We start from the raw sequence: 18,041 nt of genomic DNA on the forward strand, positions 1-18,041 counted from the left end.
TTCCGGGGAACGTTCTACCATAATTCCCACTACACTATCAGGTTTTATTCCCTTTTCTCTTAATTTTCTGGCCAGTTGGTTTGCCTTTTCGTTTACTTCCTTATAAGTCAGCTGTTTATCTTCAAACACTACAGCAATATTATTGGGTGTCTTTTCTACCTGCTCTTCAAACAGTTGATGTATAGTCTTATCCTTAGGATACCGGACCTTTGTATCGTTAAAGTCATATAGTATTTTCTGCTTTTCTTCCTGTGAAAGCATATCAATTTCTGACAACCTTTTTCCAGGATAAACCGTTATCTCTTCCAGAACATTAAGGTAATGGGCTGCAAACCTTTCTACAGTCTCTTTCTTGAACAGCCTTGTGGCATATTCCAAATCAAATGCAATACCTTCCTGGGTTTCCCGAGCATTTAATGTCAAGTCAAATTTGGATATTCTAAATTCATTTGTATAGGGTATAAACTTAAGCCTATCTATCTTCAATTCTGATGAGCCGGTATTTTGCAATACAAACATAGTATCAAAAAGAGGATTCCTGCTCATATCCCTCTTTACATTAAGCTTTTCCACCAGTTCTTCAAACTGGTAGTCCTGATTTTCATAAGCCCTTATAGAGTTTTCCCTTACTTCCTTTAGAAACTCAGCAAAGGTCTTTTCTCCCTGGGGATAGTTCCTCATGGCTAAAGTATTTACAAACATACCTATTATGTCTTGTAAATCTGTATGAGGTCTTCCAGCTATAGGGCTTCCCACTATAATATCTTCCTGCCCCGTATACTTAGACAGCAGTATGTTGTATGAAGCAAGCAATGTCATGTAAAGAGTAGCCCCATTATCCCTTGCAAGCTTAATAAGTTTTCCCGTAAGCTCACTGCCTGCTTCAAAACGGATAAAACCTCCGTCAAAGCTTTGAACCGCAGGCCTTTGGTAATCTACTGGCATATTCAGCACAGGAATTTCTCCATTAAATTCCTGGAGCCAGTATTCCTCCTGCTTCTTTATTTTGTCCCCAGCAAATAGTTCCTTCTGCCAAACAGAATAGTCCTTGTACTGTATACGGAGGGAAGAAGGGTTATTTCCTCCATACATATCCATGAACTCATGTACCAGTATATCCATGGACGTACCGTCAGATATGATATGGTGCATGTCAAACATCATGACATGCTTGTCTTTTCCCGTTTTCACAAGGCCTACTCTTAGCAGCGGAGCAATTCCAAGATCAAACGGCTTTATAAATTCTTTTACGATTTCCCCCACTTTTTCTTCGTAAGATTCTAGATACACTACACTAAAACCCACAGGATCATTGATCTTCTGGACGGGTTCACCCTCTATGAAATGGAAAGATGTTCGAAGGGTCTCATGCCTATTTATAAGCTGTTGGAAGGTCTTCTGAAAAAGCTCCAGATCAATACTGCCTTCAACCAGCAAGCTGCCTGGCATATTGTATGCTGTCCCTGCTCCTTCAAACTGATTTAATATATACAGCCTTCTTTGGGCTGATGACATAGGGTAGTATTCCATCTCTTTAGCAGTTTGGATGGATTGATATATACTCTCCTTTGCTTCCTTCATATACCTTGCTATTTCCGCTATAATTGGAGCCTTAAATATTTCCTTAAGAGGCATGTCTATATTGAACTCTTTGTGAATTCTCGCTACAAGGCTTGTAGCCTTTAAAGAGTGTCCACCTAACATAAAGAAGTTGTCATTTCTTCCTATCTTCTTAATTCCAAGGATGTCTTGCCAAATCAGTGCAAGCTTCTCTTCAAATTCGCCTATAGGCGCTTCATACTCTATTCCCGTATTTATATTACCTTCGGGTTCAGGCAATGCCTTCCTGTCTATCTTGCCATTAGCTGTCAATGGCATTTTTTCAAGCTGCACAAAGTATGATGGTACCATGTATTCGGGCAGTTCTTTTAAGAGATGCTCCCTTAGTTCTGATATTGTCAGCTCATTTTCTCCCGCTATATATGCACACAGGTATTTACTGCCCTGATGGTCTTCCTTTGCAATCACCAAAGATTCCTCAATTGAAGGATGCTTTAGCAGTTGTGCTTCTATTTCACCAAGCTCTATCCTAAAGCCTCTTATCTTTACCTGGTGGTCTATTCTACCCAGGTATTCCATTTCTCCATCAGATAATAACCGGACCAGGTCTCCAGATCTATATAACCTCTCTTCCGGCTTGTACGGATTTTGAACGAACTTTTCCTTTGTAAGCTCCGGTCTTCCAAGATATCCTCTGCAAACTCCGTCTCCTCCTACACAAAGCTCTCCGGCTACTCCAATGGGAACAACTTTCATGTTCTTATCCATTACATATGTTGTAAGTGTTGGTATAGGCCTTCCTATGCTGCTCACATTAGATCTAATTTCTTCCTCTTCTATCTCTTTATATGTGACATGCACTGTTGTCTCGGTTATTCCATACATATTGATGAGTCTAGTCCGCGGGTACTTCTTTCTCCATTCCTTCAACAATGCAGGCTTTAATGCTTCCCCTCCGAATATGACATATCTTATCTTAAGTTCTTTTTCTTCATATGATACTTCTTCATTGGCTATATTATAGAAGGCTGAAGGTGTCTGATTTAATACGGTCACCTTCTCATTCCTTAGAAGTCTCAGATACTCTACATTGCTGCGTGCTGTCATTTTAGGAACTACCACCAATCTGCCCCCATATAACAACGCCCCGTACATCTCCCATACGGAAAAATCGAAACTCATAGAATGAAACATAGTCCATACATCATTTTCGTTAAAATCAAACTGCATTTTACTGTTAAATAACAGCCTTACTATGTTTCTATGCTCTATCATTGCCCCTTTGGGTTTACCTGTAGAGCCTGAGGTATATATTAAGTAAGCTAGATCGGAAGGTTTATTTACCTCCGATAAGTTATATTGTTCATCTGAATATTCCTGCTCATCTTCTAAATTTATTACTGTACCTATTGATGTATATTTGTCTATAAAATGTGATTGGGTCAACAGGATCACTGCCCGGCTGTCTTCCAGCATATGACTTATTCTTTCCTCAGGATAATCTGGATCTATGGGAAGATATGCCCCTCCTGCTTTTAATACCCCTAGGATTGCTACTATCATCTCAAGTGAGCGTTCTGCCAGAATACCTACGATACTGTCCGGTTTGACTCCTTTAGCCCTTAATACATGGGCCAACCCATTTGATTTTTTATTGAGTTCACTATATGTAAGCTTTTTACCCTCAAATACCACAGCTACATGATCAGGGTTCTTCTCTGCCTGCTCTTCAAAAAGCTGATGGATAGTCTTGTTTTTAGGATACTGTGCCTCTGTAGCGTTAAAGGTATATAGGATTTGCTGTTTTTCTTCCTGTAACAGTACATCAATTTCCCACAACCTTTTTTCAGGGCATGCCGTTATCTCTTCAAGAACGGAAATGTAATGGGTTCCAAACCTTTTTATTGTCTCCTTCTTAAACAGCCTGGTACAATATTCAAGGTTAAATGTTATACCTTCTTGACCCTCTACCACTTCAAGCATAAGGTCAAATTTTGCCTTTCTGCCTTCCAGCCAGTTGTTGTATTGTTTGAAGTTTATACCCGATGCTGCAAATTCTGTCTTGTTTGAAGTGCGCAGTGCAAACATAGTGTCAAAAAGAGGATTCCTGCTCATGTCCCTCATGAGATTAAGTTTTTCTACAAGTTCTTCAAACTGGTAGTTCTGATTTTCAAAAGCCAAAAACGCATTTTCCCTTACTTCCTGCAAGAATTGGACGAAGGTCTTTTCTCCCTCAGGATAGTTCCTTATGGCCAAGGTATTTATAAACATACCAATGATACCCTGCAGGTCAGCATGGGGCCTTCCGGCTACAGGACTTCCAACTATGATGTCTTCCTGTCCAGTGTATCTGGACAGGAGTACGTTATATGCAGCCATCAGTACCATGTATAAGGTAGCTCCATTATCTGTTGCAAGCTTATTTAGTTTGACTGAAAGTTCAGGGTTTATTTCAAAGCTTACAGCATCTCCTTCAAAACTTTGTACCGCCGGTCTTGGATAGTCAGTAGGCATATCCAGTACCGGTATATCACCCTTAAATGTCTGGAGCCAGTATTCTTCCTGCTTCTTTATTGAGTCTCCGGCAAACATCTCCTTCTGCCATACAGAAAAATCCTTGTACTGTATCCGTAGTGGCAAAAGGGTCTTCCCTTGGTACAAATCCAAAAACTCACTCATAAGTATATTGACTGATATACCATCTGATACTATGTGGTGCATGTCAAACATCATAACACGCCTGTCTTCGTTCGTTTTTACAAGTCCTACTCTCAGTAATGGAACTTGGCTAAGATCAAAGGGCGTTATGAATTCTTTGACTATTTCTGCTGCTTTTTCTTCATCCAGTTCCAGGTACGTAATACTGAAATCCACGTAATCATGAACCTTTTGTACTGGTTCACCCTCAACCATATGAAATGATGTGCGCAGAGCCTCATGTCTTTTTACTAGCTCCTTGAATGCCTGTTCGAAGCGTACTGCATCAATGTTTCCTTCCAGCAGTACGACGCCTGGCATGTTATATGCAGTACCTGCTCCTTCAAGCTCGTTTAGTATATACAGCCTTTTCTGGGCAGATGACATAGGGTAAAATTCCTGCTCTCTGGCAGAAGGTATTCCAGAAAAGGCATTTGGCGTATATTTTGAAACATCTTTTCCTTTTTCTTTTAGCATCGTCTCAAATAGCTTTCTTTTTTCTGGAGAAAGAGATTCTATTCTTTTCATCAAATTATCCATAACTTCGTCCCTCTTCTCTATTTCATCTCTTTTAATTCCTATTTATAGATTTTCAATCATGCTTAAAATTTCTTCGATTTCCACTGTATCGTTAAGTCTATTTTTAATACTTTTTGCTATTGCCGAAATTGTAGGACCCATAAACACTTCTTTTAATGCAAATTCTATGTCAAATTCTTTATGAACCCTTGATACAAGATTGGTTGCCTTTAATGAGTCTCCTCCTAATTCAAAGAAGTTATCATTTACTCCAATCTTCTGGACTCCAAGGATTTGGCTCCATATCAGTACAAGCTTCTCCTCAATTTCACCGAATGGTGCAGCATAGTCTACCCCTGTATTAATATTTCCATCAGGGGCAGGCAGGGCATTTCTATCTACCTTGCCATTCGCTGATAAAGGCAGTTTTTCCAACTGTACAAAATATGAAGGGATCATGTAGTCTGGCAGATCTTTGGAGAGATACTCCCTTAATTCCGGTATTGTCAATTCACTTTCTCCAACTATATATGCACAGATGTACTTGTTCCCTTGGGGGTCTTCCCTTGTTGCTGCCACAACTTCTTTTATTGAAGAATGTTTTAGAAGCTGAGCTTCTATTTCTCCAAGCTCTATTCGGTATCCGCGGATCTTAACCTGATGGTCTATTCTGCCCAGGAATTCGATATTCCCGTCAGGCAGCCATCTTCCCAGGTCTCCTGTTTTGTACAGCCTTATCCCCTTTTCTTCTCTGAAAGGATCTTCAAGGAATACATGGGCTGTTTTTTCAGGGTCATTTAAATAACCCCTTCCTACACCTGTTCCAGAGACGCAGATCTCTCCTTTTACTCCGATAGGGCACAGGTTCATGTTTTTATCTGTTATATATAGATTCATATTTTGTATAGGCTTGCCTACAGGAATGTTCTCTCCTTCATGAGCAGCTTCCATAGTATATAGAGTAATATCGTCCGCTGCCTCTGCAGGTCCGTAGGCATTAACTACTTTAGTATTTGGACATAGGTCAAACCATTTCCTTACTATGCCGGATTTTACGGTTTCTCCCGTTATCAGCAAGTAATGAAGTTTTTCCGGTTTATTCCCTGTATTTTCCACATACTCAAGCATTAAAGCAAGGTATGAAGGTACCACCTCAAGGACCGTTATGCCATCTTCTATGATCCGATTCGTAAACCTTGCAACATCCTTTACTATTTCATCTGGATAGATGATAATTTGAGCTCCTATGGTTAGGGCTGCAAAGAACTGCCATACAGATACATCAAAGTATTGAGGCGAGTTCTGGGATATTATGCTGTTGTTAGTTATACAAAGTTCCTTTATTTCCGCATGGATGTGGTTTATCATGCCAAGATGCTCTATCATAGCTCCCTTTGGTACACCAGTTGAACCAGATGTATATATAACATAGGCCAAACTATTTATGTCTATATCTAGATCTAGGTTTTCGCCACTTTCAGCCTCAATCTCTTTTTCACACTGGTCAAGGTATATAATTCGGCCTTTATAGTTCTCACTAAGCTGCTGGGTCACATAATCTGATAAGGTCAACACATAGGCAGCTTTAGATTCCTTAAATATATCAAGCACCCTTTGTGTAGGGTATTTTGGATTTACAGGTATGTAAGCCCCCCCTGCTTTCCATATACCAAGTACCGATTCTACAAATAAGGGTCCCCTCTCCAGCATGACAACTACGGCTTCTTCTCTACCAGTGCCAGCCTTTAGCATGTACCTTGCTATCCTGTTTGCCCTTTGGTTAATCTGGCCATATGTAAATCTACGGCCTTCATACGCTACTGCTATATTGTCTGGACGTACTTTCGTCTGCTGCTCAAACAGGTGGTGTACCGTCAGGTGATGTTCAAATTCAACCTTCGTATCGTTAAAGCCGTATATTATTCGCTCCTTTTCTTCTTGGGATAACATATTGATTTCTGATAGTTTTTTTTCAGGGTTTGAGGTTATCTCTTCAAGGATATTAAAGTAATGCTGAACAAGCCTTTCTACCGTCTCCTTCTTAAACAGACGTGTAGCATATTCCATCCATAATATTATATTATGACCATTTGGTATCAACTGGAATGTTAGGTCAAATTTTGATGTTTTACTTTCAACCGGATATTTGGAATACTTTAATTCACCACGATGTTCCATAATATGCTCATCAGAAGGAACAATATTAAACATAACAGTAAATAAAGGATTTCTGCTTGAATCTCTCTTTACGTTAAGTTTTGTCACAAACTGATCAAACCTGTATTCCTGATTTTCATATGCTTCTAAGGAGCTTTCTTTTACTTCTTCCAAGAACTCAGTAAAGGCCTTATTTCCCTCTGGGAAATTCCTTAATGCCAGGGTATTTATAAACATCCCCAGTATTCTTTCAGTATCAAAATGAGTTCTTGCCGCTATAGGAGTACCAATAATTATGTCTTCCTGTCCTGAGTATTTATACATTAGTGTATTTAATGCCGCAAGAAGTATCATATACACGGTGGCTCCTGTTTGGGAGGAAAGTACATTTAATTTATCCATCAAATGACTGTCTAAATCAAATAGCAACCTATTTCCTTCAAAGCTTTGAAGGACAGGCCTAGGATAATCTGTAGGCATATCAAGGATAGGAATTTCACCCTTGAACCTATTAAGCCAGTATTCTTCCTGCTTTTTGTAAACCTCAGTGCTAAACAAGCCATTCTGCCACTGGGCAAAATCCTTATATTGCACCTCCATTGCCGGAAGGCTTTCACCACTTAATATAGAAACTATTTCATCAAAAGTCCTGATTATTGAAGTTCCATCCGAGACTATATGATGTACATCAAGCAAAAGTATTTGCCTGCTAGCATGGATTTCTATAAGACCTACTCTTATTAAGGGTGCTTTGCTTAAATCGAACGGTCTTACAAATTCATCGATTATTTTCTCTACTCCGTCTTCCTCAGACTCAAAATATTCTATAGTAAAATCAACTTCATCTTGTATCCTTTGCACAAGCTCCCCATCAATCATCTCAAAGGATGTCCTAAATGCTTCATGCCTTTGTATCAATGTTTTTAATGCTTCCCCAAGGGCAACCCTTTCAATCCCACCTTCAAATAAAATTCCCACAGGTATGTTATACCCAATGTTGTTACCCTCAAGATTATTAATGATATACATCATCTTTTGTGCAGATGAGGTTTCATAGTACTCTTTTTCAGAAACTTTAGGTATTCTTTCAAGCTCAGCCTTACCCATATTTAGGGAACCCTGTTCTGAAATCTTTCCCGATTCGTATAGCTTTGATATCATTTGCTCGGAAAGATCGTATATGCTGGAACCCTTAAGAAGTTCTACTATGGAAACAGGTGTTTTAAAGGCAACCTCCATCCTGTTTTTTATTTCGGTGGCCATTAATGAATCCATCCCAAAAACAGTTAGTGGTTGTTTGGTACTTAGATCCTCAGGATTATAACGCAAAACCTTCGCTACTATTGTTTTAATATGCATTTCAACGATATTCTGCCTGCTCTGTATTGGAGATGAAATAATATCCTCCAGGATATCAACATCCACCTTTGATTTATTTATATTCTCTTGTTGTCCTGACTCATCTTGCAAAAGAGTTTTAAGCACATGTGGAGAACTCATGGGTGAGAACCATTTTTCCCAAAACGTTTGCCACGAGAGTATAGGTAGAACCACAGACTGTGCAACAGCTTCTCCAACAAGGTGCTCCATAGCCCTAATTCCCTTTTCTACCGTTACAGATTCTATGGATTTTTGTATATAATACTCCGGATCACGTTCCATAAACCTTGCAGCCATTCCAACCTCTGACCATGGTCCCCAATTGATACTCAGTGCAGGAAGTCCTCTCGATAAACGGTAATGTGCAAGTGAGTCCAAAAAGGCATTCCCAGTTGCATATGCTCCCTGGCCTGGTGAACCAAATACAGAAGCAACTGAAGAAAATAAAATAAAGAAGTCAATAGGCCGTCCCTCTGTCATACGGTGAAGGTTCCATGCACCATTTACCTTAGGCGAAAGGACCCTATAAAAAGTCTCATCTTTACTAACCTCAAGAAATTGATCATCCGTAATACCAGCAGAATGTACAACACCTCGAATAGGAGGCCTTTCTTCCTTATCAAAATCTTTAAAAAATCCAGCAAGCTTTTCCTCATCAGTTACATCCACTGATCCAATATATACTGTTGCCCCCTGGGACTCCAGCTTACGAACAAACTCAATCCTCTCTGCAAGGCTGCTGCCTGGCTCTACATTGTTCCATTCAGAACGTTTTGGAAATTCTCCGCGTCCAAGCAGTACCAGATGTCTTGCTCCCTTGGCAACCATCCACTGGGCTGTAATCATACCTATGCCACCAAAAGCACCTGTAATAACATAACTTCCATCGGGGCGAAGATGTACGGGTACTTGATGCTGCATATCAATCCGCAGTTTATCGATTCTTGCTGCAAGTCTATTCCCATTACGGAAAGCAATTTGGTTCTCTCCATTACCTAAGACTTCTTTTAACAGCATTTCCATTTCACCCGCATTGGCCTCTATGTCAAGGTCTACAAGGCCTCCCCAATTTGAAGGCAACTCATGGTAACCTATGACGGTGCCAAGGCCCCATACCAACGACTGTAAGAATGCAGAATTTGGAGTAGCCCTGTTGATCATTTGGGCTCCTCTTGTAATAACCCACAGCTTAAAATTTAATCCCAGATTTGTGGTTGCTTGTACCAGGTGTTTTAATACAAACAGGTTTTCAAAACAAGCTTTTTCTATAGCTGTATTGCTAACTTCCTGGATCTCAAGGATATTGAGGCTCCACATATATACAATACCTGTTAGCTTCGTTTTAATTTTTGAGAATTCATCAAACAACGCTCTAAGATCCTCAATGCTTCGAGGGTTTATATATATCTCACGCTCTTCATACTGCCAACCAAAATTCTCACCAGGATATACCATAAAGCATTCTTCTCCCCTTTTTTCAAGGAGATTTGCCAGTTCTTTTCCTGCTGCTTTATGATCCACAAAAATAAGCCATGCTCCAGAGTTAGCAGCAGCTGTGCGGGTATCAACTTCTTCACTTTTTAGAAGCTCCCAGTTTATCTCATAAAGATAATCCTTAACTCTTCCAGCATCAGACCCTCCACTATTTCCAAGTTCCTTAGTTCTTATGCCCAGTATTTCGGCGATTAGATTTCCGTCCTCACTATATAGACGGATGTTGGCGTTCAAATTATTATCTTTCCTATCTACCATCTGCGTATGACAAAGCATGACAGGCTCCGGCCTTCCATAAAGCTGCACCCTGTCTATTCCTACAGGTAGGAATGATTGGCCTTCGTTATTTTCATCTTCATTAAGTGGTGCAACTGCCGCAATGGTAACCTGGAAACAGGCGTCCAATACCGCCGGGTGAAGACCGTAGATAGAGCTATCAATCTCCAGTATTTTAGGGATCTCAATCCTGCCAAGAGCTTCGTTATCGCCTTTCCATATCTTGTCTATACCTTGGAAATAAGGACCATAATGGAAACCCATTTGATAGAAGGTTTTATAACATACTTCTTTTCCGTATTCTTTGGTACAATTGCCAAGTATTTGAATCAACTCATCTTTAGCAGTGATCTTTATGTTTTGCCGTTTTCTTATTGTGCCGGATGCATTGCATGTCCAAGTCTTATCTTGTCCCGGTATCCTGCTTGAAATCTCGAATTTTGCGGTTTTTGGATCCAAAACCACCTGCACCACAGGTGATACTCCTTGATTTAAAAATAAAGCATTTTCAAACTTTATATCTTCAACTGTATAAAAACCCTCTCCAAAATAGCTTCTGGCACAAGCCATTCCCAGCTCTACATACCCTGCTCCGGGGAAAACTTCTATACCTTGTATTTTATGATCAGAAAGATACGTCATATAGGTAGTATTAAGTTCAATCTCCCATATAGGGCTGGAAGTTTTCAAACGGCGTCCTAAAAACTTGTGCTTATTTTTTCCCTGCCTAAATTCACTTGATTCCTGCGTTTCCATCCAGTATTTATCCCATTGCCATGGATAAAGAGGGAGACTTACAAACTCACCTTGGTACCGGTAAATCTTGTTCCAATCTATAGGGTATCCCAGTGCATATAGATTCCCTAAGTTCTCCAGTATTGAAACCTGTTCGTTTTCATTTCTTTTTATAGAGAACAACTTCTTACCTTCAACGTTTTTAGCTGACAGACAATCAGAAATAGAAGCTGCTAAAACAGGGTGAGGGCCCACCTCAATAAATAAGTTATAATTCAACGAAATCATTTCATACATTGCTGCTTCAAAACGTACCGGCTCTCTTACATTTTTATACCAGTAATGTCCATCACACTCTGTACCCGTCAGCATTTTCCCTGTAACCGTGGAATATATCGGTATCCCGGCAGGCTGGGACTTTATTCCTTTTAATGCCTCCAATAGCTCCTGCTCATATGGTTCCATTTGGTAACTGTGATACGCTACATTGACCTTTAAAAGCCGCGCAAAAACCCCCTTATCCTGCAACTGTTTTTGGATCTGCTCAAGGGCATCAGGATCACCTGACAAAGTTACCGAATTTGGGCTATTGATTGCTGCCATTGAAACACCTTTTATGTTCTCATCCAGCAGGGCCACAACTTCTTTTTCTGGTAAACCTACCGCCAGCATTGTGCCCTTGTTTACTGCTTTTTGCTGTGCACGGCTTCTGTGAATACTTACCAACATGGCATCTTCAAGGCTGTAAATTCCTGCAACATATGTAGAAGCCACTTCTCCAACACTGTGTCCTACCACCGCATGGGGTATAATACCCAAGGATTTCCATACTTCAGTCAAACCCACCTGAACAGCAAAATTGGCAGGTTGAGCAAACTGGGGCTGGTCCAGACGTGAATTCTCCTCATCGGCGAGAAGTTCCTCCAGTAGAGACCATCCAGCATACTGACGTGTAAGTTTATCGCATTTTTCTATCATATTTCTAAACACAGGGTCTTTTTCAAGGAGCTGTCTGCCCATAGCCCACCATATGGGCCCCATACCTGTATATACAAAAACAGCTTTATTGTACTTTCCTGCCTCAACATTTCCCGCAGACATCCCCTGGCGTGCTTGTCCTTTAATATACGCTTCCAGGTTTCCTGCAAGTTCTTCCTTTGAAGATGCCGAAACCGCTAGTCTATAGTCATGATGGGTGCGCTTTTTGCTCATCATGCTTCCAATATCATATAAAGAAATACTTTCTCCACTTCCATTAATAAAATCAACATACTTTTGCGCATAGTTTTTTAGCGCCTTTTCTGAGCGCGCAGATATGGGAATCATATATGGCCATCCGGTATTTACATTAACTTCAGGAGTACCCTGTTTTTGGAGATCTGTAGCTTCCTCCAAGAGGATATGGGCATTTGTTCCTCCAAAACCGAATGAATTTATGCCAACCAATGCGGGTTGCGGCAAAGGCTCCAGGGTCTGAGGAATTCGTATACATAAATCGTCAAAGGGAATTTTAGGGTTTGGATTCTTAAAGTGCAGATGTGGAGGTATTTGCTTATGCTTTATGATTAGTGAAGCTTTTATCAGTGCGGCAACTCCTGCAGCGGCCTCAAGGTGGGCAATGTTTGTCTTAACAGATCCGACAATACACTTTTTATCTTTTGGCCTGTCTGTTGAAACCACTCGTGCTATTGCATTAGCCTCAATAGGGTCTCCAACCGGAGTGCCGGTGCCGTGAGCTTCAATATATGTTATATCTGAAGGTGATATTCCTGCCTTTTTGTATACCTCCTTCATTAAGTTTTCCTGAGCCTGCCCGTTTGGAACAGTAATCCCGTCTGTGTGGCCGTCCTGGTTTACACCCGATCCACTTATTACGGCATAAATCCTATCTCCGTCTTCGATAGCATCTGACAGGCGTTTTAAAACCACAACGCCGGCTCCTTCTCCTCTTGCATAGCCGTTTGCACTGGAATCGAAAGTTTTGCACCGTCCATCGGGAGATAAAAAACCACCCTTACTTTCCGCTATGGTATACTCAGGTGTAGCTATAACACTTACTCCGCCTGCTATTGCGAGATTACATTCATTATTCAATAAACTCCCGCATGCAAGGTGTGTTGCAACCAAAGAGCCCGAACACGCTGTATCTACAGACAAACTTGGACCTCTGAAATCATATATATATGAAATCCTGTTGGACAACATTGTCATCATCATACCCGTTGCCGAATGTGTATCTAAACTTTCAACCGATTCGTTTTTAAATTGTATTGCTTGATAGTCAAGGGTGAAGCCCGCTACAAAGACACCGGTATTGGTTCCTGCTAGCTTGGCCGGATCCAAGCCTCCATCTTCCATTGCTTCCCATGATGTCTCCAGCATCAGTCTTTGCTGTGGATCAAGAAAGGCCGCTTCCCTTGGAGAAATACCAAAAAACAAAGGGTCAAACTCATCTATTTTATCTAAAAATCCACCATGACAGGTGTAATGCTTGCCTGGCTTTGATTTGTCAGGATCATAAAACTTTTCTAAATCCCAGCGGCCTTCGGGTAAATCGGAAGTCATATCTTTTCCCGCAGTCAATGCTTCCCAGAACTCCTCAGGCCCCCTTATTCCTCCTGGCAAACGGCATCCTATTCCTATAATGGCGATTTTATCCATAACTTTCGACCTCCAATACTTTATTTATATTCTCTTGAATAGCTTGTCTGATAATTGAACAACCCTGCTGCAAAAGTTCAAGCTCGATGGTTAACGGAGGCATAAGTTTTATAACACTGTCTTTTCTTCCTGCGCTTTCGATGATTAAACCGTTTTGGTAACATTCCTCTACTACTTTTTGCGTGATTCGCTCATCCTCCACATTGGAAAAATCAATACCCCAAATCAAACCTGCACCCCGAATGGTCAGGCCCTTATGTAATGACAAAATCTGCTTGGTTAAATATTCTCTTACAAATGCTTCCTTATATTTCACAGACTGTTCCAAATTATTCATTTCCCAATATTCCAACGCAGCTGTAGCTCCAATGAAAGCAAGCTGGTTTCCCCGGAACGTACCGTTATGCTCACCAGGCTTCCAGACATCAAGTTCCGGTTTCATCAGCAGAATAGACATGGGAAGGCCATACCCGCTGATTGACTTGGAAAGCAGTACAATATCAGGGATCATCCCGGCACGTTCAAATGAAAAGAACGGTCCGGTGCGTCCGCAGCCAACCTGAATGTCATCGCAAATCAGTAGAATACCGTGTCTGTCGCTAAGTTCCCTCAGCCTGAGCATCCATTCGGGTGAAGCTATATTTACGCCGCCTTCCGCCTGAATGGTTTCAAATATAATAGCCGCCGGTTTTTCGATTCCCGAGTGACCGTCGTTTAGAACGGCTTCCATGTATTCAATAGTATCGAATGAGTCAATTGGACTCTCGGAGTATGGGAAAAAGGTAACATCGGATAATGCTATGCCGGAGGAAGATCTTTTCTGAATGTTGCTGGTAACAGCCAGACTCCCCAGCGACATTCCGTGAAATCCTCCCATAAACGCAAATATACCAGTCCGTTTAGTGAATGGCAGTACCAAGATACGGAAAAATTTCTTCCCCAATTACTTCATGTCTTGAGAAATAAGTGATGAGTCTTTCGTATCCGTATTTATCCTTTATGTGTTCTTTTAAAAAGTCCTGATCGATCATGTTTACACTCAATGATAATACAGTAATATGAAAATAATTCCAATAGGTCATAAGTTCTACTTTACTTGAAATTTTTATCAGGCCGGAAATCTTAAAATGAGAGCAACGTATTATAGCAAGGAAGCCACCTACATTTTTTGAGCGTGTATCGGGTTTGTAGAAGTAAAAAGGTATCCTTCTAATAAAAACTTCTTTAGTTACAGGTTGGTAAGCAATATTATCGTCAACGCTCCACTACCCGCCGGATATATATCGCTAGCTCCAGAAGTTTGGGCTTACCGGACGCGCTGGGGTTATGGCGGCAGCCGCAGGACCGATCGATGAGGATCGGACGGATTGACGCGGCATCAATGCGTCAAAGTCAAGAGGCCGCTGAAGAGCTTTCGTAAGCTTTTTTCTGTTGCGGACGGAACCACGAGGCAGCAAGAGCGAGTAGAGAAGTCCCTATTAGTGCGATGATGACCCAGCGGTAACCGTGAATGACGAAAGCAAAATCAACGGCAGAAATCACATTGTTCTTTCCGGAATACAGCACGTTCCTCAGGTGGGCTGGCAGCGCTGCGCCGACGATGGTTAAAGAAAGAGCCGTACTCAGCACTTGACCCAAGTTATATAGCATGGACCGCAGTCCATTCGCCACCCCGCGGCTTTGCTCCGGAACGCTTGACATGATCTCCGTCGTATTGGGGGTAAGGAATAAACCGGTCCCGACCCCGATTAACAACATGCCGCAAGCGGTGACCCCGTAAGAGAAATTTCCACCGACCACGAATAGGAGTAGTAGTAGTCCTGCTATAGAAATAAGAATTCCAAGTGAGGCCAGAACTCGAATGGCCGCCTTCTTAGTCAACATGCCAGCAATCGGAGAAATGACCAACATCCCTATCGTAATTGGAAGGATCCTTAGACCGGCATTAAGCGCGTTTTGGTGGAAGGCAAATTGGTAATAGAGAGCGAAGAGCAGAGCAACCGCCGTACGGGCAAAAGAATTAAAGAATGTAGCGATGTTCCCCATACTGAACGTCCAGCTTTCAAAAAGGCTTAAATCTAGTAGAGGTGATGCTGAACGATGCTCATGCCATAAAAATATAGTAGTAAATATAGCGAATATCGCAAAACCTCCGATCACCTGCTTGTCTCCCCAGCCCAGTTCTCCCCCCTTGGATAAAGCAATGATTAGACCCGCTAAAGCGACAAAGATCATGATGCCTCCATATCCGTCCACTTTTTTATGGAGCTGCGCTAGGGGCTTCACCCTTAGAATCCAGAGCCCCCAGATGAGAGCAATGATCCCGAAGGGAACATTAGACCAGAACACCCACCTCCAGCCTCAGGCGGTCGTGACCACGCCGCCGACGACCGGGCCAAGCACCTGCGCGACGGAAGCGGACAATAAATTCAGACCGAGACCGGTGCCCAGCTGCGATTGGGGAAACGCATCGGTAATCAGCGGTGTTGTGTTCGTCACTACGAGCGCTCCTCCGGCAGCCTGTACGATCCGAAGAAGGATTAGTACCTCTACATTAAAAGCATAACCGAGTAGTAAACTGGATACGGTAAAGATGGCCATTCCTATTAAATACATTCGGCTTCTTCCGAAAATATCCGAAATTTGTCCGAAGATTAAAATCAGGATAGTGTTTACCAGCATATAGGAAAGTAAAATCCAGCTGGAAGCTGCCGCATTCGCATGAAATTGCTGGCTTAATTCCGGCAATGCGACATTAAGCGTTCCGATATTGACCAGAACCAGGAACGCTCCGAGACTGGTTACAGATAAGACATACCAGGGGTACATCCTGTCGGACTTGGGACTTCTCTTTTGGGTCATAGAGACCAACCTCCTGAAATAAAAAAACGACCCCTGGAACCTGATAAATCCAAGGGCACATCTCCTTTGGGTTCAAACTTCAGCAAAGGCAGAAATGATTTCCTGTGTTGTCCGAACACGCCCGATGCGTGGAAAAATAAAATTTTTCACGTGATCGTGCTCGGCTTGAGAAAACCCGGTCATGGCATCGATCGCCAAAATCAGCTGATACCCATTCATAAACGCTTCCCGCGCGGTCGTATCCACGCCAAGCCCGGTAGCGATGCCGCATAAGACGATGGTGTCGATTCCCCGGCGACGCAACTGCAGGTCGAGCTCCGTTCCGTAAAAAGCTCCCCATTGCTTTTTAGTAATGATGTGGTCTGTTTCGGCGACCCGCATTTCCGGGACGATTTGATCCCATCCTTCAGGCAGATTCAGTGGTGGTGCAGGCGAATCCAACTTCGGTCTCGGGATATCCTTCAGATCTTTGCTAGATACCCGGACCAGGGCAACCATTGAGCCTTGCTCACGGAAAGCATCTGCCAAGGCGGCAGCGTTAGATACTACCTGCTCGGCGGAATAAGGGGCGTATTGATTACCAAGCCATTTTTGCAAATCAATGACAACTAACGCTGTTTTTTGCGGATCCAATAATTTTTCCATTCTATATGTTCTCCTCACCCTTTGGATTTGACCTGAAGTTTAAAATATTAAACATTTGGTCATTTGACTTGATGTCTTATATTTTGTACTATGATTCAAAAATAGTCAAGTGGGGAGACATTGTTTATGAGTGTGACAAGGGAAGAGGTTTTAAAATCGGCGACGAGGCTTTTTAAGGAACGGGGTTTTCTTTTAACGACGATACAGGATATTGCCGAGGATTGCGGTATTGCCAAAGGATCCGTCTATAAATTTTTCCCTTCCAAGGAAGACCTATTCAGCGAGGTGTTTGATCAATGCCATAACGACTATTTTGATCAAGTCGATGAGCTGACGCGCCTTCCTGGACTCTCGCCGGAAGAGCAGTTTATACAGCAGATCATTCTTCGATTCCGTTATTTTATAGAATACAAGCATATTCTGGTCGAATTTACGGAGCTCCCTATCCAACAGGATCCCAAGTTCCACCCCCTTAGACACAAGGTTAGAGGGCGGCTCATCCGATGGCATAGTGAGTGTTTGCTGCATGTGTACGGCGAAGAAATCCATCCGTATCTGTGGGATTTGGTTTCCATCTATCGAGCGATTCTGAAGGAGTATCTATTTTGGATTGTTTATGAAGAAAAGTCGTTATCGCTCGAGGAAACGGCAAAGTTTATTTTTGACAAGCTCAACGTGCTCGTTAAGCATATGATGGCTTCCGATCCGAAGCCTCTGCTGAAACAAGCTTCGTTCGAGAGGTATTTAAACTGGGGGCTCGGGAACCGCCAAGGGGAGAAAGAGCAGATCCTTACCGAACTGTTCCGGGAGATGGATTCGGCCCTTAACATTCTTTCGTCCAGCGCCAAGCATCGTTCGGAGCTGAGTGAGCTTTGCCATTTTATCCAGACGGAGGTTAGAAAAGCGGAACCGAATCTCCCGTTGCTGCAAGCTTCGCTCTATTATTTGGAAAGAGAGAAAGAGCTCAAAAGTCTGGTCATCCAGTTGAGGAATATTATTTATTCGGGTATTTAGAACGATTCGAAGTCCAGCACAGATTCAGGGCGACGGTTATG

The 18,041-nt window shown here is 42.1% G+C and carries 4 protein-coding genes and 2 pseudogenes; 1 reads left to right on the plus strand and 5 read right to left on the minus strand.

All coding sequences use genetic code 11. The features are described from left to right. From JOD82_RS26670 to JOD82_RS26695, 5 genes and pseudogenes are all read right to left on the minus strand, one after another. On the minus strand, positions 1-4,797 hold a 4,797-nt coding region (locus tag JOD82_RS26670; RefSeq protein WP_209950294.1), incomplete at its 3' end, for a non-ribosomal peptide synthetase. 42 nt (positions 4,798-4,839) lie between these two features. Beyond that, positions 4,840-13,479, minus strand: a complete 8,640-nt coding sequence (locus tag JOD82_RS26675) for a non-ribosomal peptide synthetase/type I polyketide synthase (RefSeq protein ID WP_209950295.1) — start codon at positions 13,477-13,479, stop codon at positions 4,840-4,842. Beyond that, positions 13,472-14,380 (minus strand): annotated as a pseudogene (locus tag JOD82_RS26680) (aminotransferase class III-fold pyridoxal phosphate-dependent enzyme); the annotation flags it as partial. The pseudogene JOD82_RS26680 and the gene JOD82_RS26675, both read right to left, overlap by 8 nt. A 491-nt stretch (positions 14,381-14,871) precedes the next feature. Next, positions 14,872-16,341: pseudogene (locus tag JOD82_RS26685) on the minus strand (MFS transporter). 72 nt (positions 16,342-16,413) lie between these two features. Beyond that, a complete protein-coding gene (locus JOD82_RS26695; protein WP_025723565.1) occupies positions 16,414-16,986 on the minus strand; it encodes a hydrolase in 573 nt (190 codons plus the stop codon). Between the two features lie 126 nt (positions 16,987-17,112). Between JOD82_RS26695 and JOD82_RS26700 the strand changes: the two genes are divergently transcribed. Further along, on the plus strand, positions 17,113-18,000 hold the full coding sequence (locus JOD82_RS26700; protein ID WP_208332719.1) for a TetR/AcrR family transcriptional regulator: 888 nt from the start codon (positions 17,113-17,115) through the stop codon (positions 17,998-18,000). The last annotated feature ends 41 nt before the right edge of the window (positions 18,001-18,041 follow it).

The organism is Paenibacillus sp. 1182 (assembly GCF_017833915.1).
Classification (GTDB): domain Bacteria; phylum Bacillota; class Bacilli; order Paenibacillales; family Paenibacillaceae; genus Paenibacillus; species Paenibacillus polymyxa_D.